Raw genomic sequence first — 21,271 nt, forward strand, 5'->3', positions numbered from 1 at the left:
GGGTCAGCTCCTTTCCTCAATCTGTGTTCGGGCCAAGAGCGCAATGGCCATGAGTTTGAGCGCACAGGGCAGCCCGCCATAGAGCAGGCTGAGTAGGCGCAGGGCTCCCTCGTCGTTGTCCTGTCCCGCCGAGAAGCCGCCCGCCTGCAACAGCGGCAAGAGGCCTACGGCGGCAAGGGCGAGGGTGAATTTCGAGACGAAGGACCACAGGCCAAAGCCTTCGGCGGCCCCGGGCGAGATATCCGACATCCGCCGCGCAAAGAGCGCGGGCAGCAGTGTCATGTCCGCGCCCACGGCTGCGCCGGAGACGACGCAGATGATGCCGAAGGCCCAGAGATCGCCCGCACCCAGCAGGATCGCCCAGGCAAAGGCCGCGATGGCCAGCACCATCGCGCCAAGGAGCACGCGCTTGGCGCCGTAGGCCTCGGCCAGCTTGCTCCACGCAGGGGCGGCGAGCGCGGCGGACAGAAAGAAGATCAGAAGGAACGGCCCCTCCCATCCCGGCGCTTGCAGGCGGCTTTCGACGAAGAACAGGAACAGCGTGGAACTGACCGCCACGGGGGCCGCGTTGAACAGCGCCACGATCAGCAAGCGGCGCGCGGTTTGATCGCGCAGGACCGGGCCGAACCCGGTGCCGTCGGGAACATCCGTGGCACCCCACTGCCCCGTCATGGCAAGGGCGGCGACGAGGGCGAGGGCGGCAAAGGCCACGGCGAACCCGGCATGCCCGCCAAGCGCCAGCGGGGCCACGGCGGCGGCGCAAATCCCGAGCAATGCGCCGGTTTCGCGCCAGCGAGCCAGCCGCAGATGCCCTTGGCCCGGCAGATGGGCGGCGCTTGCCACGCCTTGGGCGTAAAAGCAGATGGTGAGGTAGCTGAAGGCGGAAAAGACCACCGTGAGCATGGCTGCAAACCACCACAGCGGCGCAATCGGCGGGGTCACGGCGAACAATCCCAGCATGGCCGCCGCCATTGCCACGACAGCCACGGCGACGCTTATCGCGCGGTGCCTGCGCAGCCGCGCGCTCAGCCGTCCAAGCAGCGGGTCCTGCACCACGTCGAGCAGGCGCAGCACGAAGAGCACCGAGCCGAGCGCGGCCAGCGAGACGCCGTATTCATCCACGTAAAACTTGGGCGCGTGGATGTATAGCGGCAGCCCCGCCGCCGCAAGAAGTGCTGCAAAGACGGCAAAGCCGGGCAGTCGCGGGGCAATGCCCGGAGCGGATATGGTGGCGGCGTGGCTCACCGGCTGATCTCCTCCGAGGGTGGCGGCGGTGGCGAGCGGAACTGCGCACCCTTCCACCACAGCTTGAGCGCCTGCCAGTGGATAAGGCCCAGCACCCGGCGCGACCCGAAGGGTCGGCGCAGCGCGGCCATGATCAGACCGCCGGTCGTGAGCGGCTTGCGCGGGCCGACAAGCGTGGCGATCACGCCGCCATTCCCCCCGGTGAAATCGATCCAGATGCCGATCCGGTCGGGCCGCAGATCGAAGCGGAATTCATAGCCGCCCTCGATCCGCAGGAAGGGCGAGACGTAGAAGATCTTGTTGGCATGGAGGCGGTCCTGCGCCGTGATCGGTGCAAGGTCATCGCGGTGGCACAGGTAGGAATGCCGCTCGCCATAGGTATTGGACACCTCGGCGATGATCACCCGTACGTCATCCTGCGCGTCGCGGCAGATCCAGAACGAGACCGGGTTGAAGACATGGCCCAGAACGCGCGGCTGCGCCAAAAGCTCGATCCGGTCGGGGGCGGGCAAGCCGCGCTCGGCCAGCGTCTCGCGCACCCAGTCCGCGCCGCGCCCGGCCGTGGGCGCGCCGCCATGATCGCGGTCCCCGACCGAGGCCAGCCCGGTCCGGTTGCGACCGAAGAGGCGCGGTGCCTCTAGTGCGGCTTCGGCATCCAAGAGCACGTAGTCAATTCCGTAGCGGAACGCATTTTCGACCGCGCCCTTGCGCCCGTGCCAGGTGTGGCCGGCGATATGATCGACCGCACTCATTCCGCCGCCACCGCCAATGGGTCGCGCGCACAGATCGCCTCGGCGACTTCCAGCCCGCTCGACAGCCCGTCCTCGTGAAAGCCGTGTCGCATCCATGCGCCGCAGAACCATGTGTTGCGCCGTCCGTTCCTCGCCCGCACCCGGCCCTGTGCGGCCAGCGTGGCCAGATCATAGACCGGGTGGTGCAATGTCACCTGATCGTAGATCAACTCCTCGCGGATGGGGCGGGTGGTGTTGAGGGTCACGAAATGCGGATCGTCCTGCGGGATCGGTTGCAGGCTGTTCATCCAGTAGGTGAGGTCGATCTGGCCGCTGCGTTTGACCTTCGCCTCGGTATAGTTCCAGGACGACCAGACCGCGCGCCGCCTGGGCATCACCGAAGCGTCGGCATGCAGCGTGATGTCGTTCGGCTGATAGGTGATCGCCCCAAGATCGGCGCGCTCGATTTCGTCGGCATCCGACAGCAGGCGCAGCGCGTCGTCGCCATGGGCCGCGATCACCACCTCGTCGAAGAGTTCCCAGTCGCCGCCCTCGGCGCGGATTTTTACGCCGTCATCAAGGCGCACAATCCCGGCCACCGGCGCGCCGAGGCGGATATCGACGCCCTTGGCGCGCATCGCCTGCTCCAGCCGGTCGACATAGGCAACAGAGCCGCCTTGAACCGTGAACCACTGATGCTGATCATCATAGCCCAGAAGCCCGTGATTCTTGAAGAACTGCACCATGGCATGGGCCGGGAAATCGAGGATTTTCTCGACCGGGGTGGACCAGATCGCGCCGGAAAAGGGCCGCAGGTAATAGTCGCGGAAATAACGCCCAAGGCGCATTTTCTCGATCAGCCCGCCGATGGTCAGCCCTGCCTCCTGCGAGGCGACGAACGCACCCGCGTTGAAGCGGAAGATATCGCGCAGCATAGTCAGAAATCGTGGGTTGAGCGCGTTGCGCTTCTGCGCGAAAAAAGCCGCCGCACTGTCGAGCCCGTATTCGAATGCGCCGCCCCGGATCGAGGCGCCAAAGCTCATGTTGCTCTTGACCACGGGTACGTCGAGCCGGTCAAAGAGCGCGGTGAGATGCGGGTAAGTGGCATAGTTGAAGACGATGAAGCCGGTATCGACCGGGCGATCACCATGCTTGCCCGCTGTGATCGTGCGAGCGTGACCGCCAAGGCGCGGCTCGGCTTCGAAGAGTACAACGTTGTGAGAGGCCGAAAGACGCTCTGCCGCGCCCATTCCCGAGATTCCCGCGCCGATGACGGCAACCCTTTTGCGCGCGACCGCGCCGGTTTCGAATGGCATGAGTGACGTTACCTGCGTTTTGAGTATTTAGAAGACTTACGTGGAGGGTGCGAAACCGGATTAGAAAGAAATTCGGTCCGTCCGGTGATCCGATCCTTGCCAAGCCGCGTATCAACCTCATGTACACCGATGCCGCACTCATTGATGCACCAGCGCCCTCGCCCGTGTCGGCGACGCATGATAGGAGGCGATCAAGAGCGGGCAAGGTGGCAGGAACGGCAATCGTGACATCGAAGAACGGAACGACACGACAAATTGAAAACGAAGATTGGGTGGCCTGTATCGCCCGTATTCGTGACGCGCAGGACGAGGCAGCCTTTGCCCGGCTGTTTGCTCATTTCGCGCCACGTGTAAAGGCATTTCTGATGCGCTCCGGTGCGGATGCGACCCTGGCCGAGGAGTGCACTCAGGAGGTGATGGCTGCCCTTTGGCAGAAGGCGCATATGTTCGATCCGGCGCGCGCATCAGCTGCCACCTGGATCTTTACCATCGCGCGCAATCGCAAGATCGACGCACTGCGCAAACAGAAACGACCCGAGCCCGAGGATCTGCCCTGGGGTCAGGACCCGGAACCGGATCAGGCCGATGTGCTGGCCCTGCAACAGGAAAGCGACCAACTGGGTGACGCAATCGCCGCCCTGCCCGAGAAACAGAGGGTGCTGATCGAAAAGGCGTATTTCGGCGATCTGAGCCATTCCGAAATCGCCGAACAGACCGGGCTGCCGCTCGGTACGATCAAATCCCGTATCAGACTGGCGCTGGACCGTTTGCGCCACGCAATGAAATGAAGTGAATGCCATGACACAACCCGCGATCAAACATCATCTGACCGACGCCCTGCTTATGGCCTATTCGGCAGGGACATTGCCCGAGGCGTTCAGCCTGACGGTGGCGACGCATATCTCGATGTGTGACGACTGCCGTGCGCGTCTGGCCTCCTTCGATACGGTGGGTGGCACGCTGCTGGACCGCAGCGAAGCCGTCGAGGTCGGGGCCGACAGTCTGGCGGCGACGATGGCGCTTATTCGGGGTGGCGCGCCTGTCGAGAAACCCGCGCCGCGAACGGCAGCCGATAATCTGCCCGCTCCGCTGCGTGATTATGTCGGGGGCGATCTGCAGAGCGTGCGCTGGCGGTCCGTCGGCATGGGGGTCAAACAGGTTATTCTGCCGACGTCGCGCGATGCGACCGCGCGGCTGCTCTATATCCCCGCCGGGGCCTCGGTGCCCGATCACGGCCATCGCGGCACCGAACTGACACTGGTCCTGCAGGGCGCATTCGCTGACGAGGTCGATCATTTCGGCCCCGGTGATATCGAGGTGGCGAACGAAGACCTGAGCCACACCCCGGTCGCCGATATCGGGGCGGATTGCATCTGTCTCGCGGCGACCGATGCGCCGCTGCGCTTCCGCTCGATCATGCCGCGCCTCGCGCAGCCGTTCCTGCGGATCTGAGGCGCCAAGCGCGCCGGGCGGGCCGAATTTGTTGTCCAGCCTGTGACGAGCCGGCCGGCGCGTAATCTACCCTCTCGGACGAACACCTCTGACAGCACACCCAAAATGAAAACAGCACCGCGCGGGCGGTGCTGTTCTTTGTCCTGTGGTGGTCAAACGTGGCGCAGGCCGGGTCTGCCAGATCAGCCCGCCTGCCGCTTGTCCTGCGTGCGGAACTCGGTCTCTTCGGTGACGGCAAAGCGGCCCCCGGACAGTTTTTGCAGCTTGCCCTCGCGCAGCAGCCTCCCGAAGGAGCGCAAGCCATCCTCGCGCGAGAAATTGTCTTTCTCGATCTCCTTGAGCTTGCCCATCAGCATCGGGCGCGAGAATTGCGGGCGGCCTTCGACATCGGCGAGATAGGCCGCCGCCGCTTCCAGCAGATCAGGCAGGGCGGTGGCGCCCATTTCATCGGCATAGGCGACGAAACCGCCATCTGTGTCGGCCTCAACCTCGGCATGGACATCGGCTGCCGAGATGCGGCGCGGGCGCACCGGATTGCGCGGTGTGTCGACGCGTTGCTCGGCCACCAGTTTGAGTGGCGCGGGGTGGCTCTCGGTCGGCCGCGAGCTGCGGGCCTCGGACGCCACGGCCTGCGGACGGCGCGGGCGCACCACATCAGCCAGGTCCGTACGATAGGGCGTATCATCCACATCGCGCTTGAGTTCCGATCCGGCCTGTTTCTCGGCGCGGGTCGCGGCGAGCGCGGCGCGCAGGTGCTGGATGGTGTTGCGCCGCTGGCTGGACGCCGGGGCCTCGAGTTGGGTGTCGGTCTCGTCAAAGATGCGCGACAGGTCGTCTCCGGCCTCGGCGCGGGCGAGTTTGCGGCGCCCGGAATCGGTGTCTTTTGCGGGATCTTCAATCTCGGGGCCTGCGGCCTCTGCGACCGGGGTCGGCTCGTCTTCTGCGGCATCTTCTGCGTAGTCGGCCACATCCTCTGCCGCCTCTGCCGCCGCGTCCGGTGTCAATTCCGCCTCGACCTCGGCCAGTTCGCGCTGAAGCTCGGCCTCGTCCTCGGGGCTAAGCGCGGCCTCCGTCTCCTCAAAGAGATTGTCGGCGTCGTCGTCTTCTGCCTCGTCTTCATCCTCTTCGAACAAGCCCTGGTCGAGCACCTCTTCAAGCTCTGCGCGCTTGACTTTCATGACGCGGGCAACCGGGGCCTGGGGGGCGGATGTCGGCTCCTCTGGCTCTGCAGCGATTTCGGGGGCGTCGTCGGCGTCCAGCGCAGCGCGCGGCGTGTCGTCCTCGGCGAGGGGTTCCGGCTCCGCTTCGGCGAGCTCTTCTGGCAGATCCTCGGCGGTCTCGTCCTGCAAGACCTCCGCCGTGGCCGACACCTCGGGTTCCGCAGGCGCATCTGACATCAGTGCGGCCAGCGTATCCTCGAAGCTGTCAGTTTCCGCCGGTTCGGGGGCGGTATCCTCGACAAGATCGTCGAGCTCTGTGCTCACGTCCGCCGTCGCGTCATCCTCGTAGGTGTCGGGCTCCTCGTAGGTATCAGGCCAGAAGGCGGCCTCGTCGGTCTCTGGCTGCACGAAATCCTGGGCGTGCTCGTCCTCGCTGTATTGATCATCTGCAGACGACGCGTCGCCGCTTACGACAGAGCGGATCATGTGCAGCTTGGCGGCGAAACTGTCGGGGTCGGCGGCAATCGGTGCGCGCACTTCCTCGGCGACGGGTTCGGGCGTTACGGGTTCCGATGGTGCTTCGGGCTCGGGGTCTGCGACAGCCTCGGGCTCCATCTCGGCGACTGACTCGGGTTCAGGCTCCGGTTCGGCCATGGCCTCGGGCTCAGGCGCGGCAACCGCAGGGGTGCTTTGCTCAACCGGGGCCTCGGCCACGGTGTCGGCGGGCATGTCTTCGGCGAGTGGGGCCTCCGTCCTGGACTGCTCCGCGACCGGGTCTGCCAGCGGTGCCGCAAGGGCGGTGCGCGCGGCGGTCTCTTGCCTTGGTGCGTCTTCAGCGGTTTCTTGCTGTGTCGCCTTGGCGGCGGTCTGCTGCGGTTCGGCAGCGTGCTGACGTGTGGTCTGCCCCTCGTCGGCGCGCAGCACGATGCGGCCCTGATGTTCATGCGCCTCGACCCGGCGCGAGATTTCGCGCTCGGCGATCCGGGCCAGCATTTCGGCATCCGGCGTGGGCGGCTCTGCCCCGAAATAGCGGTCATCGGCGGCCAGATCGCGGAAATATTCCGCAATCGCCTTCATCGTGTCGAATGAATCGTCAAAACCTTCCAACGTGCACGAGAACGTACCGTAGGAGACTGTTAGAATTTTACTTGAACCAACCATATTTAAAGCTCGCTTTGCTTGCCTGCAAAGACAGTGTTTACCATGACCGCCAAGACCAAAGCGGCACGATTCTTCGATCTTTACCGTATCATTTCATGGTCAGAATGTGTCATCAGACGAGTTAAGGCAACGATAAGGGCTGCGATAAATGATTGTTCACGAAAGCGATCCAATCACGCTTGTCGGCGGCGCGGGCCTTTCCGACCAGTTGTTCGATCAGGCGCTCGAGGTCGCGCGTCTGGTCGTCGCCGCCGATAGCGGGGCAGACCGCGCGCTTGCCCATGGCATTACGCCCCGCGCGGTGATCGGCGATTTCGACAGCATCTCGGACCACGCACGCGCTGCCCTGCCCGAGGCCATCCTGCACCCCATGCCCGACCAGAACAGCACCGATTTCGACAAATGCCTGCGCAGCGTCACGGCACCTCTGATTCTGGGCGTCGGGTTCTGCGGTGATCGGATCGATCATCAGCTTGCGGCCTGCAACACGCTGGTGCGCTATCCGTTACAGCGCTGTGTCCTGCTGGGCGAGACCGATCTGGTGTTCCTCTGCCCGCCCGCAATCCACCTGCCGCTCGATGCGGGCTGTCGCGTCTCGCTTTTTCCGATGGGTGCGGTTGAAGGTCTGTCCGACGGGCTGCAATGGCCGCTGCGCGGGTTGAATTTCGCGCCTGACGGGCAGGTCGGCACGTCGAACGCGGCCACGGGGCCGGTGCATCTGACCATCACTGCGCCCAAGATGCTGGTGATGCTGCCGGTGGACAGGCTCAACATCGTGGTGACCGCCCTAGCCGAAAGTGCGGCCCGGTGGCCCGAAGGGGCGAACCCGAGATGAGTGCGGCAGGCCGGATCGGAAGCTGGATCGACGCGGTCGTCTTCGATCTCGGGCGGCAGATGCGCTGGACCTTCCTGCCGCCGCTGATGGTCTATTTCGCCGCCGGTTTTTCGGGGCTGACAATGATCGTGGGCACCTTCTTCGTGAAGGAGTATCTCGACCTCTCGGCGGCCTATCTGGCGGGGCTCGCCTTCTGGGCGGGGCTGCCCTGGGCGCTGAAGATGCCGCTTGGCCACCTCGTCGATATCATCTGGCGCTGGAAATGGCTGCTGGTCTATCTCGGCGCGGGGCTGATCGGGCTGTCGGTCTTCATCATGTATCTGCTGCTGACGCAGACCGAGATGATGACCGCGATCATGCCGATGGCTGCGTGGTACATCACCTCTTACCTGCTGGCGCCCTGCGGTCTGGTGATTCAGGACGCAGTGGCCGATGCGATGTCGGTCGAGGCGGTGCCGCGCTTTGATGCCGAAGGCCGCGAGATCGGGCTGGAGCAATCGCGCGCCATGCACACCACGATGCAGACGCTTGGCCGGTTCGCGCTGATTTCGGGTACGGTGGCGGTGGCGGTGCTCAACATATCGATGTTTTCGGGCATCGAGGCGATGGCCGACGACGCCAAGCGGCAGATCTACGCCAATATCTACCTGACCGCGCTGCTCATTCCGGTGGTGTCGGTGTCGGGTGTGGTGCTGGCGGGTATCCAGAAGATCCGCGCGCGGCGGGGGTTCATCCGGCGTGGCCTCGACCCCGCAGAGGCCGATGCCCTCTTCGAGCGGCCCGACGAGGACACCAAGCCCAACCCGTGGTATTTCATCGGCGGCGCGGGCTTTGTCGCGATCTCGCTGGCCGTCGGGCTGAGCGATATCGCCTACGGGCAGGAGATCATCTTTGTCGGCTCCATGACGATCGTGCTGCTCCTGATGCGGCAATTGATCAAGGTGCTGACACAGGCGCAAGCACGGGCGCTGATCGGCACGGCTGTAGTGATCTTCATCTTCCGTGCGGTGCCGCGACCGGGTGACGGCTATACGTGGTTTTCCATCGACGTTCTGGGGTTTGATCAACAGTTCCTGTCGATCCTGTCGCTGATCACGTCCGTTCTGACCCTCGTGGGCATGGTGATTCTGCGCCCACTGATGGCCAGTAAACCGATTGTCTATATCGTGGTGCTGCTGACGCTGGCGGGGGGCATTCTGTCGCTGCCCAATATCGGGCTCTATTACGGCATTCAGGATATAACCGCGCCGCTCACCGGCGGTGTCGTCGATGCACGCTTTATCGCGATTCTCGACACGGCCATCGAATCGCCGCTCGGGCAGATCGCGATGATCCCGATGCTGGCCTGGATCGCGCGCAATGCGCCGAACGATCTCAAGGCGACGTTCTTTGCCGTCATGGCCTCGTTTACCAACCTTGCGCTGTCGGCAAGTTCGCTGCTGACGAAATACCTCAACAACGTGTTCGTCATCACCCGCGAGGTGACGGACCGCGAGACCGGGCAGGTGACGACCCCCGCCGATTATTCCGATCTCGGCATCCTGCTGATCATTGTCAGCCTGGTGACGGTGGGGCTGCCATTGCTTGCGGTGGCCATGGTGCAGAATTCACGGCTGCGCACGCAGGACTGATCCGCAGTCACTCCCCCAACGCGGCCACGCTGCGCCCCGCCAGTTCGCGTGTGAACGCCACGGGCAGCGGGGGCTTGCCGAGGCGGGCGCGATAGGCGGGCAGGCTCTCGGCGACGCGCATCACGTAGTTGCGGGTCTCGCGGAAGGGGATGTGCTCGATCCAGTCGACGATCTCATGCGCACCCCGCCCGCGCGGATCGCCATAGGCCTCGATCCATTGCCCGGCCCGGCCCGGCCCTGCGTTATAGCCCACCGACATCAGCACGATATTGCCGTCAAAGCGCCCGGCAAGCTGCGCCAGATAGCCCGAACCCAGCCGCGCGTTATATTCAGGCTCGGTCAGCAGGTCCGAGCGGTCATACTCCACCCCCAGATCGCGCGCCATGTCGCGCGCCGTGCCGGGCATGAGCTGCATGAGACCGCGCGCCCCTGCCCCGCTCACCACGACCGGGTTGAATTCGCTCTCGCGCCGGGCAATGGCAAGCGCCAGTTCCATCGGCACCGGCAAGTCCATCCCGGTCATCGGGTGGAGCGCATAATACGGGGCCTCGACCACGATTCCGCGCTCTGCCGCCGCCTTGCCCAGCATCACCTGAAGATGCGGCTGCTCCAGTTCGGCCAGCATCTGCCCCATCTGGCCCAGACCGGTCCGGTCCTGACTGTCGGCCAGATGAATGAAAAACCGCCGCGCCAGCCCCAGATCGCCCATCCTCAGCGCAAGCGTGCCGATCTCGTGCAGGTCGCCTTTGGCAAACTCTGCCGCGCGCCAGGGCGGGAACACCTCAGCCCCGCGCAGCGCGTCATCCACCGGCAGCCCCGCCTCTTCCGCCGCCAGAAGCCCGTAAAAGCTGGTTTGATACGCCGCCCCCTCGCCATAGGCCAGTTGCGCGGCCTCGGTGTCGCCCAGCGCGTCCTGCGCCCGGCCGATCCAGTACCCCGCGCGCCCCAATGAAATTGGCGTGCCGACCGCCGCGCGGAACCGCTGGAAATGATCCAGCGCCAGGTCCGGCGCATCGAAATAGGTCAGCGCAAGATAACCAGACAGCCATTCGAGATCGGCGTAATTCGCCCCCTCGACCAGTTGATGCACCGACGCGATCTCATAGGCCAGACGCGGCTCGCCCTCGCGCATCTTCTGCCGGGCAAGGGCGCGGCGCCAGCTAGCCCATCGCTCGGGCTCACCAAGGCCGCCCTCGGCCCGGCTTTGACGCAAGAGCACGGCGATCGCCTCTTCCGGCGCGTTGCTCAGGTGGCGGGTGAACCGCTCGAACGCGATACCCGCGTTGCTCTCTTGTGCCTCGGTCAGGTCCTGCGCCTCGCCCCGCTTCACCTTGCCCCGCAACTCCGCCAAAGCGCGCGCCTCGGCACTGACCAGCGGCAGCATGTCCTCGACATCACGCAGACCCCGCCAGAGCGCCATCTCCAGACGCGCGGCATGATGCGGGCGCAGGAGAATGTCGAACTCGCGCAGGAAATCGTCATGCTCGGCGCTGCTCAGATCGAGCGTCCGCCATGCCAGCACCACGCTCGCCTCGGCCTCGCCCTGCCGTCCGCGCGCCAGCAGCGCCCGCGCGAGGTTGAGCGCGCCGGTGCCGGTCTGCGGGCGGTTGCCATCGTAGAACGTCAGCACATCATCGAAATCGGCATGGGTCATCGCCTCCTCGCTCTGGCGGCGCAGGTAATCCAGACCGGGCCAATGCGCGTTACGCTCCAGAAAGCCGAGAATTTCATCCGGTTCTCCTTGCCCGGCGCGCAGGCGGTGCCATTCGATCAGATCCGCCGCCGCCTGGCCATCGCGCGCGGCAAGCCGCGCCGCGACCTCCCAGCGTCCGGCCTGCATCGCGTCAAGCGCACTGGCCAGCGGACGCGGAGCAATGCGCGGCAAATCGGCCGCCTGGGCGGCGAAAACCGGGAAAATCAGCCCGAAAACCAGCGTGAGCACGCGCAACATCTCTTGCATTTCCCGCTTTGCCGAAGGATAGACGTCGCCAGCCTAGGCATCCTGCGCGCCCGCGTCCATTCACGATGCGCGGCACCATGCGCGATCCGCCGCCGATGGCGAACCCGATCACCGCGGGCCCGGCCCGCAGATTACGACGAGAGGAGCGTGTCATGTTCAAAGGATCTTTTCCTGCCCTGGTCACGCCGTTCAAGAACGGCGAGCTGGATCTGGACACGCTCAAGAAACTCGTCGAGTGGCATATCGGCGAGGGCAGCCACGGCCTTGTGCCCGTGGGCACCACCGGCGAGAGCCCGACCCTGACCCATAAAGAGCATGAGACCGTCGTCGAGGAAGTCGTGCGCGCTGCCGCGGGCCGCATTCCGGTGATTGCCGGGGCGGGATCGAACAACACGCTCGAGGCGATCCGCTTCATGCAGCATGCCCACAAGGTGGGGGCCGATGCCGCGCTTGTGGTGACGCCCTATTACAACAAGCCCACGCAGGGTGGCATGATCGCGCATTTCACCGCGCTGCACGATTGCTGTGACCTGCCGATCGTCATCTACAACATCCCGGGCCGGTCCGCCGTGGATATGATGCCCGACACGATGGGGCAACTGGCCAAGCTGCCGCGCATCGTCGGCGTCAAGGACGCCACCGGCGATCTGGCACGGGTCTGCGCGCAGCGCCTGACCTGCGGTAAGGAGTTCGTCCAGATTTCCGGTGAGGACGCCACGGCGCACGGCTTCAACGCGCAGGGCGGCGTCGGCGTGATTTCGGTCACCGCCAATGTCGCGCCCAAGCTGGTGGCGCAGGTGCAGGAGGCGACGCTGGCGGGCGACTATGCCACCGCGCTCGAACTGCAGGACCGGCTGATGCCGCTGCATCGCGCGATCTTCACCGAGCCGGGGCTGGTCGGCGTGAAATACGCCATGTCGCGGCTGGGGCTGTGCAGCGAAGAGGTTCGCACGCCGCTGGTCGGGCTGAGCGATCCGGTCAAGGCACTGGTCGAGGACGGGATGCGCCACGCGGGCCTGATCAACTGAACTCACGGTAGCCCTCTCACACCACGATCCCGGGGAACACGCGGCGCAATTTCCCCGTGCGACGCGGGTTTTTCAGACTTGCCTCGCGGCATTTCATGGTAAACCGCCAACGTGGCGCGGCCTGAGACCCGCCGGGATCAGTGAGATAGGGACGATCATGGTACAAGAGTTCAAGGATTTCATAGCGAAGGGCAATGTCATGGACATGGCCGTTGGCATCATCATCGGCGCGGCGTTTACCGCGATTGTCGGCTCGCTCGTGTCCGACCTCATCAACCCGATCATCAGCCTGTTCATGGGCGGGATCGATTTTTCCGGCCTTTACGTGCTGCTCGGGTCCGGCGAATACGCCTCCATCGCCGCCGCCGAAGAAGCCGGCGCCGCAGTCTTTGCCTATGGCCGTTTCATCATGGCCGTGATCAACTTCCTGATCATCGCATGGGTCGTGTTCCTGCTGGTCAAGGCGGTGAACCGCGCCAAGGAGGCCTCGGCCAAGCCGGAAGAGGCGGCCCCGGCAGCCGATCCCGGACCCAGCGAACTGGACATCCTCATGGAAATCCGCGATTCTCTCAAGAAATAAGCCGCTCACATGGCGGGGGGTCCGCTTCACGGCGGGCCCTTTTTCGTGGCCGGCGCGCCTCGATACGGCTCAAAGGAGACAGTGATGCAAGACCTCATGACCCAACTCAGCGGCTATGGGCCGCTCGTGATCGCGGCAGCCAAGGCCCTCGCCGTTCTGATCCTTGGCTGGATAGTTGCCGGGATCGTCAGCGGGATCGTGCGGCGCCGTGTCAACGCAAGCCCCCGGATCGACAAGACCATCGGCAATTTCGCGGCCTCCATCGTGAAATGGGTGATCCTGCTGATGGTGCTGGTCGCAGTGCTGGGGATATTCGGGATCGAAGCGACAAGCCTTGTCGCGGTGCTGGGTGCGGCGACGCTGGCCATCGGTCTGGCACTTCAGGGCACGCTGAGCGATCTGGCGGCGGGGTTCATGCTGATCCTGTTTCGCCCGTATAAACTTGGGCAATATGTCGATATCGGCGGCACCTCGGGCACGGTGGTCGATCTCAATCTCTTTTTCACGGAGCTTTCGACCCCCGACAACGTGCAGATCATCCTGCCCAACGGTCAGGCCTGGGGTTCGGTGATCACGAACTATTCGCACCACGCGACGCGGCGCTGCGACCTGAGTTTCGGGATCGATTACGGCGACGACGCGGACCGGGCGATCGGGATCATCCTCGATGTGGCGCGGGCCGATGCCCGGGTGCAAGCCGACCCGGAACCATGGGCGCAGGTCGTGAACCTTGGCGACAGCAGTGTGGATATCGCGGTGCGCCTGTGGTGTGACGCCGCCGATTACTGGGATCTGAAATTCGCGATGACCAAGGCGGTGAAAGAGGCGTTCGATGCCGGGGGGATTTCGATCCCCTATCCGCATCAGGTGAACGTCGAGAAGGCGGGGTGAGGGGAGGGTTGGCCTTGAGCGTACCTTTGTTTGGCAGACCCGGCGCGGAACAAGGCCGAAGGCCGCCGCGCCATGGCCAGGCCAGACCCACCTGCCCCGTCATCGCGCAGTCTTCGCCCTCAGCCGCACCGGATATCCGCACCAAGCGCGGCCATCAGCGGCTCGAAGATCGGGAAGGACGTGGCGATCGGGCTGCCATCATCGACGCTGACGGGGCTTTGCGTGGCCATGCCCATCACCATGAACGACATCGCGATACGGTGATCGAGATGGCTGACACAGGTCTGCCCACCCGGCACATTCCCGTGACCCAGCCCATGCACGATCCACCAGTCCGGCCCGTCCTCGACGGTCACGCCACCGGCGCGCAGCCCCGCCGCCATCGCCTCGATCCGGTCGCTTTCCTTGACGCGCAATTCCTTGACCCCGCGCATCACGGTCTGCCCCGTCGCAAAGGCGGCCACCACCGACAGGACGGGATATTCGTCGATCATGCTCGCGGCGCGCTCGGGCGGCACCTTGACGCCCCGCAGATCGGGTGAGAACCGCGCGCGCAGGTCGGCCACCGGCTCGCCGCCCTCTTCGCGCAGGTTCTCATACTCCAAATCGGCCCCCATCTCGCGCAGCGTGGTAAAGAGCCCCGCGCGCGTCGGGTTCAGCCCGATATTGGGCACCAGCACGTCAGAACCGGGCGTTATGATTGCCGCGCAGACCGGAAACGCCGCCGACGAGGGATCGCGCGGCACGACGATGGCTTGCGGGATAAGTTCCGGCTGCCCGGTCAGGGTGATGACACGGCCCTCTTCGGTCACTTGCGTGACGATCTCGGCCCCGAACCCGGCCAGCATGCGTTCGGTATGGTCGCGGGTCGCTTCCTTTTCGATCACCACCGTCTCGCCCGGCGCGTTCAGCCCGGCCAGCAATACAGCGGATTTCACCTGCGCCGACGGCACAGGCACCTTGTAGCGCACCGGCACAGGCTCGGCTGCACCGACCACTGTCATCGGCAACCGGCCACTCGCGCGCCCCACTGCTTGCGCGCCAAACAACGCCAAGGGGTCGGTGACCCGCGCCATCGGCCGCTTGTTGAGGCTCGCATCGCCGGTGAAGGTGGCGCAGATCGGCGAGGTCGCCATCGCCCCCATGATCAGCCGCACCCCGGTGCCGGAATTGCCGCAGTCGATGACCTGTTCAGGCTCGGCAAAGCCCCCCACGCCGACGCCATGCACATGCCATGTGCCGCTCTCGTCGCGCGTCACCTCGGCCCCAAAAGCGCGCATCGCCTTGGCGGTATCCAGAACGTCCTCTCCCTCCAGCAGCCCGGTGATCACCGTCTCGCCGACGCAGAGCGCGCCGAGGATAAGCGCGCGGTGCGAGATCGACTTGTCCCCCGGCACATCCGCCTGACCGCTGAGAGGCCCGGATCTGTGCGAGGTCATGGGAACGGGCGTGGCGTGGCCGGACATGGGCGGCGGTCTCCTGCAAAACGCGAAATCGCCTGCCTGATAGCGCAGGCAGGCGACCTCGTCCATCGCTGTTGGGCGTGGCTTAGCCCATGTCGAATTGCAGCGGACGGATCTGCTGGAACTTGCCCGTCGCGTGCAGCGCCTTGATCGCCGCCTCCGGCACCGGCGCATCCACGTACAAGAGCGCAATCGCCTCGCCCCCGGCATCCGACCGGCCAAGGGTGAAGTTGGCGATATTGACGCCATTCTCGCCCATGGTTTGACCCAATGTGCCGATGATCCCCGGCACGTCCTCATTGGTGGTATAGACCATATGCTGCCCGATCTCGGCGTCGATATTGATGCCCTTGATCTGGATGAAACGCGGCTTGCCATCGCTGAACACCGTGCCGCCGATGGACCGCTCGCGCTTGTCGGTGACGACGGTGATCTTGATATAGCCCTCGAAAGCGCCGGACTTGTCCTGCTTGGTGGTCGAGATCTTGACCCCGCGTTCCTTGGCCACGACGGGGGCGGACACCATGTTCACCTCGGGGTTCACCGATTTCATGATCCCCGCCACGGCGGCAGATGTCAGCGCGCCGAGGTTCATCTCGCTCGCCACACCATCGTAAAGGATGTTGATCGCCTTGATCGGCTCGTCGGTCATCTGGCCGATGAAATTGCCCAGGTGATCCGACAGCTTGATCCACGGCCCCATCACCTTGGCCTCTTCGGCCGTCACCGACGGCATGTTGAGCGCGTTGGTCACAGCGCCCGTCAGCAGGTAGTCGGACATCTGTTCGGCCACCTGCAGGGCGACGTTTTCCTGCGCCTCGGTGGTGGCCGCGCCCAGATGCGGGGTGCAGACCACGTTGGGCAGGCCGAATAGCGGATTGTCCACGGCGGGTTCCTCGGCGAACACATCAAAGCCCGCGCCCCCCACATGGCCGGATTTCAACAGGTCGGCGAGGGCCTGCTCATCCACCAGCCCACCGCGCGCGCAATTGATGATGCGGACGCCCTTCTTGGTCTTTTCAAGGTTCTCACGGCTCAGGATATTGCGAGTCTGATCGGTGAGCGGAACATGCAGGGTGATGAAATCAGCGCGCTTCAGGAGGTCGTCGAGTTCGACCTTCTCCACCCCCATCTTGTCGGCCTTTTCCTGACCGAGGAACGGGTCATAGGCCACCACCTTCATCTTGAGCCCACGCGCGCGGTCACAGACGATGCCGCCGATATTGCCTGCACCGATCACGCCTAAGGTCTTGCCGGTCAGTTCCACGCCCATGAAACGCGACTTTTCCCACTTGCCCCCCTGCGTGGAGGCCGACGCCTCGGGGATTTGCCGCGCCACGGCGAACATCATCGCGATGGCATGCTCGGCGGTGGTGATCATGTTGCCGAAGGGCGTGTTCATCACGATCACGCCCTTTTTCGAGGCCGCCGCCTTGTCGATATTGTCGGTGCCGATGCCCGCCCGAGCGATGACCTTGAGGTTTGTCGCGTTGGCGAGGATCTTTTCCGTGACCTTGGTGGCCGAGCGGATGGCGAGACCGTCATAGTCGCCGATCACCTCGGCGAGCTTGTCCTTGTCCTTGCCCAGATCGGGCTGGAAATCCACGTCGATGCCGCGATCGCGAAAGATCTGCACGGCGGTTTCAGAGAGTTTGTCGGAGACGAGAACCTTGGGAGCCATTTTTCTGGTCCTTTGATGATACATTTCGGGGGAGGGCCCGAAGTCTTTGAAAGACTTCGGACCGATTTCTTTTCAAGAAATCGGGGTCACGCCGTCTCGGACAGCGCCGCGATTTCGGCTTCAAATGCCCATTCGATCCATGGCATCAGCGCCGCCACATCGGCGGTCTCGACCGTACCGCCGCACCAGATGCGCAGACCGGGGGGCGCGTCGCGATAGGCACCGATGTCATAGGCCACGCCCTCGGACTCAAGCCGCTTGGCGACCGCCTTGGCAAAACCCGCGCCATCACTGATGCGTTCATCGGTGAACTTCAGGCACACCGAGGTATTGGAGCGGATCGCCGGTTCATGCGCGAGGAAGGCCAGCCAAGGGTGCCCGGCGACAAAGGCCTGCACGGCGGCGAGATTGGCATAGGCCCGCTCGCGCAGCCCGTTCATGCCGCCCACCGAGCGCGCCCAGTCGAGCGCCAGCAGGTAATCCTCGACCGCGAGCATCGACGGCGTGTTGATCGTCTCGCCCACAAAGATGCCCTCGATCAGCTTGCCGCCCTTCGTGAGGCGGAAAATCTTGGGCAGCGGCCAGGGCGGCGTGTAGCTTTCCAGCCGCTCCACCGCACGGGGGCTAAGGATGATCATGCCATGCGCTGCCTCGCCGCCAAGCACCTTCTGCCAAGAGAAGGTGGTCACGTCGAGCTTGTCCCAGGGCAGGTTCTGCGCGAAGGCGGCAGAGGTCGCGTCGCAGATCGTCAGGCCCGCACGGTCCGCCTTGATCCAGTCGCCATTGGGCACGCGCACGCCCGAGGTGGTGCCATTCCAGGTGAACACGACGTCATTGTCGGTATCGACCGTCTCCAGATCGACGATCTCGCCATAGTCGGCGGTCTTGACCTCGGCGTCGAGTTTAAGCTGCTTGACCGCGTCGGTGACCCAGCCTGCGCCAAAGCTTTCCCAGGCCAGCATCTCGACGCGGCGCTCGCCCAGCAGGTTCCACATCGCCATTTCCACGGCCCCGGTATCCGAGGCGGGCACGATGCCGATGCGGTAGTCGTCGGGGATGCCGAGAATTTCGCGCGTGCCCTCGATGGCGGCCTTGAGCTTGGCCTTGCCCACGGCAGCGCGGTGGCTGCGGCCCAGGGGCGCATCCGACAGCTTGCTCAATTCGAAAACGGGGGGTTTGGCACAGGGGCCAGAGGAAAAACGCGGATTTGCCGGCCGCGTTGCCGGTTGTTCAATAGCCATTGCTGCTATCCTTCCAGATAAGCGCCCCTCGTTGGGGAGGGGTGTCCCACCTGCAGGATTACGGCCAATCGGAGCCTTTCGCAAGCGCAGAAATGACGCAGGAGCGCCGCTTGAGTGAAAAATACGACATGGCGTGTCCACGATCGGAAACAGGCGAGGGATGGCGAGTTTTAGCTCCACCTGTTGATCCGCTGTTCTCACTGCGCGCACCTACTATCCGTCGAGGAAAGCTGTTTCTGCAGAGCATTCAGCTAGACCGGGCCCGCAACCTATGTTAGCCAAAAATCCGTTGTTAGTCATTTTGGTTTGGATGCTTCTGTGCTCAGGTTCTCAAGGACCTTCATCGACAACGTTGGGCGCGAAGAACGGCTCGCGCAGAGTGATCGCCGTGTTGAAACGTTTCTTCGCGGCCGTGTTGCGGAGCTTTCGAGCATTTCTGCATCTGATGTTCACGCCTTCATCAGACAACAAAGACACGTGAGCTACGGATACAAGATCAGATCCGAACAGGGCGTTGGACTCTTTTGTTTATTGCAATGCGCGATGGATGGTCAGGCTAATGCGATGCCAGAGATCGACGGATTTTTACGCAGACACATGGGAGAACCCGAACAGGATTTGCGCAACTTGATCAATGCCATGGGGGAACTCGCGCAAGGTATAGCTGAATAATGCCTGCTTTTCTCGCTCCCGTGGCGTGGAATCTGGGCAGGATAGGCGTGCAATACGCTGTTAGGAGTTTTGCGCAACGCACGGCAACTGCAGCCGCTCAAAACGCCGTTCCAGTCGCCGCTACTATCACAGGTGCTGCAGCTGTCAGTTCAATGATGAATGGCGCTTCGGATGAGGTTAACAGGACTTTGGCCAAAACGGAGGCCACTGAGGCGTGCGCAGTATGTGGTAGAAACAATCCATGTCAACATTTGCAGAATGGCCTTCCAGGCAGCAAATATCGCGGCGGGTCTCATCTAGGTATGTCCCAACCTTCAGGCGACGGTAAAGAAAGTCACCACACTCCGGCCAAGGCCGTTAGCCCGCTGCCGACATCAGTTGGCCCTGCAATCCAAATGGACCCACTCGACCACGCCAAGACCGCAAGTAGCGGCAAGCGCCCAGGCTTTCAGGCATACCAAGCCAAGCAAGCCCGGTTGATAGCCGCCGGGAATTTCATGGGTGCAATAGCTTTGGATGTTGCTGACATTAAGCTAAAGTTCGAAGACAAATATGACGCGGCAATAGGCCAGATGATGGCCTATGCGACGTGTTTGAAAAAGCATGGGATTGTCCGATGACGCGCGAGACGAAATGGAGTGTCGAACCTAACGTGGGCATCCTGCCTATAAAATTTGGCATGACCGAAAGCGAAGTTTCCGAGGCGTCCGGGCTTGGCAGAGCGAAAGACACCATCGTCGAGGACGACGGGCTGGTGACACACTTTTGGGGTTTGGGCGATCCAAACGTGGCATATCGAGATGGCAAGGTTGTGTTCATCGCCACCGGTCCGGCATCCATCCCCGTCTTGATTGGGGATGTCGAAGTATTCCAAGACGATACACGGACTGCGCTGCAAGCGTTCGAAAAAGCAAACGGTGACAAGCCTTTCTATCAACTTGGGTCTGTCAACTTTACGCGCCTGAACCTGGCTATGACCGGCTTTTTTGACTTTCGTGAAGACCGGTATTACGATCCAATGTCTGGCGAGCAAGATGATCGCGTAATCTCATTGTTTGCACCTGGCACAATGACAGAATTTCCCGATATTCCGAAAACGGAGATCACGTTTTTTTAGCATCATTGGCGACGTGGTCCCGGTCGGCCTTCTTTGGACTTCGAGAAGGACTCAATCCGTCTGTCCTGCAATCGATCTTCCCGGCATCACCACGACTTTCAATGGCCGCTTCTTCCCCCCCCGGCATTCGCCCGCCCACTGGAACCCCGGCCACAGCTGCGCTATGGCATCCGCGGATCGCAAAATCGAGGTTTCCATGTATATCGCCACCCTGATCGCCGCCCCCGGGGCGCTTGAGCCCGCGCTTGTCGAAAACCTGCGCAATGCCTGGGGCGGCGGGGATGCGATCTGGCTTGCCCCGGATGAGGCGGCGGAATTCAGCCTGCCGCAGGATCCCGGCAACCGGTGGGATGTCTGGGACGAGTTGCAGAAAATGGGCGTCGATCTGGTGGTGCAGCCCGTCGAGGGACGGCGCAAGAAAATGCTGCTCGCGGATATGGACAGCACGATGATCGAGCAGGAATGCATCGACGAACTGGCCGAGGTTGCGGGCGTCGGCGCACATGTGCGCGAGATCACGGCGCGGGCGATGAATGGTGAGCTGGATTTCGAGGGTGCCCTGCTGGAGCGTGTGGCGCTGCTCAAGGGCCTTGACGAGGCGGTGATCGGCGAGGTGCTGCGCACCCGCATCAGCTACATGCCGGGGGGAGCCACGCTGGTCGCGACGATGCGCGCGCAGGGCGCCTATTGCGCGCTGGTCTCGGGCGGGTTCACCGCCTTTACCGAAGCGGTCGCGGCGCAGCTGGGGTTTGACGAGCACCGCGCCAATACGCTGCTGGCCGAGGGCGGCACGCTTGTGGGCGATGTCGCACGCCCCATTCTCGGACGCGCCGCCAAGGTGCAGGCGCTCGAAGAGATCAGCACCCATTTGGGGATTTCAGAGGCCGACGTGATCGCCGTCGGCGACGGCGCGAACGATCTGGGCATGCTCGGACGGGCAGGCGCCGGCGTGGCACTGCATGCCAAGCCCTCGGTCGCCGCAGACTGCGATATCCGCATCAACCACGGCGACCTGACGGCGCTCTTGTACGTGCAGGGCTACAGCCGGGAAGAGTTCCAAAGCCCCGCCTCTTAACTATTGATACCATGTCATCTTTCAGGCAGCTT

At 63.7% G+C, this 21,271-nt stretch carries 19 protein-coding genes; 11 read left to right on the top strand and 8 right to left on the bottom strand.

From position 1 onward, the window contains the following. Positions 1 to 3: 3 nt before the first annotated feature. The 3 genes from RID11_RS08955 to RID11_RS08965 are packed head-to-tail and all read right to left on the bottom strand — an operon-like array spanning position 4 to position 3,292. Complete coding sequence (locus RID11_RS08955; RefSeq protein WP_350137883.1) at positions 4 to 1,245, bottom strand: MFS transporter; 1,242 nt, start codon at positions 1,243 to 1,245, stop codon at positions 4 to 6. Beyond that, positions 1,242 to 1,997 carry a DUF1365 domain-containing protein gene (locus tag RID11_RS08960; RefSeq protein WP_350137886.1) on the bottom strand — a complete coding sequence of 252 codons (756 nt, stop codon included), beginning with the start codon at positions 1,995 to 1,997 and terminating at the stop codon, positions 1,242 to 1,244. The genes RID11_RS08955 and RID11_RS08960 overlap by 4 nt, the downstream gene beginning before the upstream one ends. Continuing rightward, complete coding sequence (locus RID11_RS08965) at positions 1,994 to 3,292, bottom strand: NAD(P)/FAD-dependent oxidoreductase (protein ID WP_350137889.1); 1,299 nt, start codon at positions 3,290 to 3,292, stop codon at positions 1,994 to 1,996. The genes RID11_RS08960 and RID11_RS08965 overlap by 4 nt, the downstream gene beginning before the upstream one ends. Before the next feature lie 119 nt (positions 3,293 to 3,411). On the opposite strand from RID11_RS08965, the gene RID11_RS08970 reads away from it, so the two are divergent. Both RID11_RS08970 and RID11_RS08975 read left to right on the top strand, forming a co-directional pair. Further along, on the top strand, positions 3,412 to 4,080 hold the full coding sequence (locus RID11_RS08970) for a sigma-70 family RNA polymerase sigma factor (RefSeq protein WP_350137891.1): 669 nt from the start codon (positions 3,412 to 3,414) through the stop codon (positions 4,078 to 4,080). A gap of 10 nt (positions 4,081 to 4,090) precedes the next feature. Further along, entirely contained in the window at positions 4,091 to 4,744 is a 654-nt protein-coding gene (locus RID11_RS08975) for a ChrR family anti-sigma-E factor (RefSeq protein ID WP_350137893.1), read from the top strand. A gap of 182 nt (positions 4,745 to 4,926) precedes the next feature. Here RID11_RS08975 and RID11_RS08980 read toward each other — a convergent pair whose 3' ends face one another. Continuing rightward, positions 4,927 to 6,981, bottom strand: a complete 2,055-nt coding sequence (locus RID11_RS08980) for a hypothetical protein (RefSeq protein ID WP_350137895.1) — start codon at positions 6,979 to 6,981, stop codon at positions 4,927 to 4,929. A gap of 232 nt (positions 6,982 to 7,213) precedes the next feature. On the opposite strand from RID11_RS08980, the gene RID11_RS08985 reads away from it, so the two are divergent. Both RID11_RS08985 and RID11_RS08990 read left to right on the top strand, forming a co-directional pair. Then, positions 7,214 to 7,900, top strand: coding sequence for a thiamine diphosphokinase (locus RID11_RS08985; RefSeq protein WP_350137897.1), 687 nt, complete (start codon positions 7,214 to 7,216; stop codon positions 7,898 to 7,900). Then, entirely contained in the window at positions 7,897 to 9,531 is a 1,635-nt protein-coding gene (locus RID11_RS08990) for an MFS transporter (RefSeq protein WP_350137899.1), read from the top strand. The genes RID11_RS08985 and RID11_RS08990 overlap by 4 nt, the downstream gene beginning before the upstream one ends. 7 nt (positions 9,532 to 9,538) lie before the next feature. Here the strand turns inward: RID11_RS08990 and RID11_RS08995 are convergent, their stop codons facing one another. After that, positions 9,539 to 11,491, bottom strand: a complete 1,953-nt coding sequence (locus tag RID11_RS08995; RefSeq protein WP_350137901.1) for a lytic transglycosylase domain-containing protein — start codon at positions 11,489 to 11,491, stop codon at positions 9,539 to 9,541. A 152-nt stretch (positions 11,492 to 11,643) separates the two neighbouring features. Here RID11_RS08995 and dapA point away from each other — a divergent pair, with 152 nt between their 5' ends. The 3 genes from dapA to RID11_RS09010 all read left to right on the top strand — a co-directional run bounded on the left by dapA (position 11,644) and on the right by RID11_RS09010 (position 13,990). Then, positions 11,644 to 12,519: a 4-hydroxy-tetrahydrodipicolinate synthase gene (gene dapA / locus RID11_RS09000; protein ID WP_350137904.1), complete on the top strand. Its 876-nt coding sequence runs from the start codon at positions 11,644 to 11,646 to the stop codon at positions 12,517 to 12,519. A gap of 157 nt (positions 12,520 to 12,676) precedes the next feature. Beyond that, positions 12,677 to 13,099 carry a large conductance mechanosensitive channel protein MscL gene (gene mscL, locus RID11_RS09005; protein WP_350137906.1) on the top strand — a complete coding sequence of 141 codons (423 nt, stop codon included), beginning with the start codon at positions 12,677 to 12,679 and terminating at the stop codon, positions 13,097 to 13,099. Between the two features lie 84 nt (positions 13,100 to 13,183). Further along, complete coding sequence (locus RID11_RS09010) at positions 13,184 to 13,990, top strand: mechanosensitive ion channel family protein (protein ID WP_350137908.1); 807 nt, start codon at positions 13,184 to 13,186, stop codon at positions 13,988 to 13,990. A 119-nt stretch (positions 13,991 to 14,109) separates the two neighbouring features. Here the strand turns inward: RID11_RS09010 and aroA are convergent, their stop codons facing one another. The 3 genes from aroA to RID11_RS09025 all read right to left on the bottom strand — a co-directional run bounded on the left by aroA (position 14,110) and on the right by RID11_RS09025 (position 18,375). Beyond that, positions 14,110 to 15,456: a 3-phosphoshikimate 1-carboxyvinyltransferase gene (gene aroA, locus RID11_RS09015; RefSeq protein WP_350137910.1), complete on the bottom strand. Its 1,347-nt coding sequence runs from the start codon at positions 15,454 to 15,456 to the stop codon at positions 14,110 to 14,112. An 82-nt stretch (positions 15,457 to 15,538) separates the two neighbouring features. Beyond that, positions 15,539 to 17,134 (bottom strand): phosphoglycerate dehydrogenase, encoded by a 1,596-nt coding sequence (gene serA / locus RID11_RS09020; RefSeq protein ID WP_350137912.1) that lies wholly within the window; start codon positions 17,132 to 17,134, stop codon positions 15,539 to 15,541. Between the two features lie 86 nt (positions 17,135 to 17,220). Further along, on the bottom strand, positions 17,221 to 18,375 hold the full coding sequence (locus tag RID11_RS09025; protein WP_350137915.1) for a phosphoserine transaminase: 1,155 nt from the start codon (positions 18,373 to 18,375) through the stop codon (positions 17,221 to 17,223). A 306-nt stretch (positions 18,376 to 18,681) separates the two neighbouring features. Here RID11_RS09025 and RID11_RS09030 point away from each other — a divergent pair, with 306 nt between their 5' ends. The 4 genes from RID11_RS09030 (at position 18,682) to serB (ending at position 21,239) form a co-directional block, all read left to right on the top strand. After that, positions 18,682 to 19,047: a hypothetical protein gene (locus RID11_RS09030; RefSeq protein ID WP_350137917.1), complete on the top strand. Its 366-nt coding sequence runs from the start codon at positions 18,682 to 18,684 to the stop codon at positions 19,045 to 19,047. Continuing rightward, positions 19,047 to 19,667 carry a hypothetical protein gene (locus RID11_RS09035; RefSeq protein WP_350137920.1) on the top strand — a complete coding sequence of 207 codons (621 nt, stop codon included), beginning with the start codon at positions 19,047 to 19,049 and terminating at the stop codon, positions 19,665 to 19,667. Before RID11_RS09030 ends, RID11_RS09035 begins: the two co-directional genes overlap by 1 nt. Next, a complete protein-coding gene (locus tag RID11_RS09040; RefSeq protein ID WP_350137922.1) occupies positions 19,664 to 20,164 on the top strand; it encodes a hypothetical protein in 501 nt (166 codons plus the stop codon). The genes RID11_RS09035 and RID11_RS09040 overlap by 4 nt, the downstream gene beginning before the upstream one ends. Before the next feature lie 196 nt (positions 20,165 to 20,360). Continuing rightward, positions 20,361 to 21,239 (top strand): phosphoserine phosphatase SerB, encoded by an 879-nt coding sequence (gene serB / locus RID11_RS09045; protein ID WP_350137925.1) that lies wholly within the window; start codon positions 20,361 to 20,363, stop codon positions 21,237 to 21,239. Positions 21,240 to 21,271: the final 32 nt, after the last annotated feature.

It is taken from the genome of Roseovarius sp. (genome assembly GCF_040219995.1).
Lineage (GTDB): Bacteria > Pseudomonadota > Alphaproteobacteria > Rhodobacterales > Rhodobacteraceae > Roseovarius.

Bases quoted from the DNA above. Each gene is read 5' to 3' on its own strand.
- RID11_RS08960 (WP_350137886.1), bottom strand. From the start codon at position 1,997: ATGAGTGCGGTCGATCATATCGCCGGCCACACCTGGCACGGGCGCAAG.
- RID11_RS08965 (WP_350137889.1), bottom strand. From the start codon at position 3,292: ATGCCATTCGAAACCGGCGCGGTCGCGCGCAAAAGGGTTGCCGTCATC.
- RID11_RS08970 (WP_350137891.1), top strand. From the start codon at position 3,412: ATGTACACCGATGCCGCACTCATTGATGCACCAGCGCCCTCGCCCGTG.
- RID11_RS08975 (WP_350137893.1), top strand. From the start codon at position 4,091: ATGACACAACCCGCGATCAAACATCATCTGACCGACGCCCTGCTTATG.
- RID11_RS08980 (WP_350137895.1), bottom strand. From the start codon at position 6,981: ATGAAGGCGATTGCGGAATATTTCCGCGATCTGGCCGCCGATGACCGC.
- RID11_RS08985 (WP_350137897.1), top strand. From the start codon at position 7,214: ATGATTGTTCACGAAAGCGATCCAATCACGCTTGTCGGCGGCGCGGGC.
- RID11_RS08990 (WP_350137899.1), top strand. From the start codon at position 7,897: ATGAGTGCGGCAGGCCGGATCGGAAGCTGGATCGACGCGGTCGTCTTC.
- RID11_RS08995 (WP_350137901.1), bottom strand. From the start codon at position 11,491: ATGCAAGAGATGTTGCGCGTGCTCACGCTGGTTTTCGGGCTGATTTTC.
- dapA (WP_350137904.1), top strand. From the start codon at position 11,644: ATGTTCAAAGGATCTTTTCCTGCCCTGGTCACGCCGTTCAAGAACGGC.
- mscL (WP_350137906.1), top strand. From the start codon at position 12,677: ATGGTACAAGAGTTCAAGGATTTCATAGCGAAGGGCAATGTCATGGAC.
- RID11_RS09010 (WP_350137908.1), top strand. From the start codon at position 13,184: ATGCAAGACCTCATGACCCAACTCAGCGGCTATGGGCCGCTCGTGATC.
- aroA (WP_350137910.1), bottom strand. From the start codon at position 15,456: ATGTCCGGCCACGCCACGCCCGTTCCCATGACCTCGCACAGATCCGGG.
- serA (WP_350137912.1), bottom strand. From the start codon at position 17,134: ATGGCTCCCAAGGTTCTCGTCTCCGACAAACTCTCTGAAACCGCCGTG.
- RID11_RS09025 (WP_350137915.1), bottom strand. From the start codon at position 18,375: ATGGCTATTGAACAACCGGCAACGCGGCCGGCAAATCCGCGTTTTTCC.
- RID11_RS09035 (WP_350137920.1), top strand. From the start codon at position 19,047: ATGCCTGCTTTTCTCGCTCCCGTGGCGTGGAATCTGGGCAGGATAGGC.
- RID11_RS09040 (WP_350137922.1), top strand. From the start codon at position 19,664: ATGACGCGCGAGACGAAATGGAGTGTCGAACCTAACGTGGGCATCCTG.
- serB (WP_350137925.1), top strand. From the start codon at position 20,361: ATGTATATCGCCACCCTGATCGCCGCCCCCGGGGCGCTTGAGCCCGCG.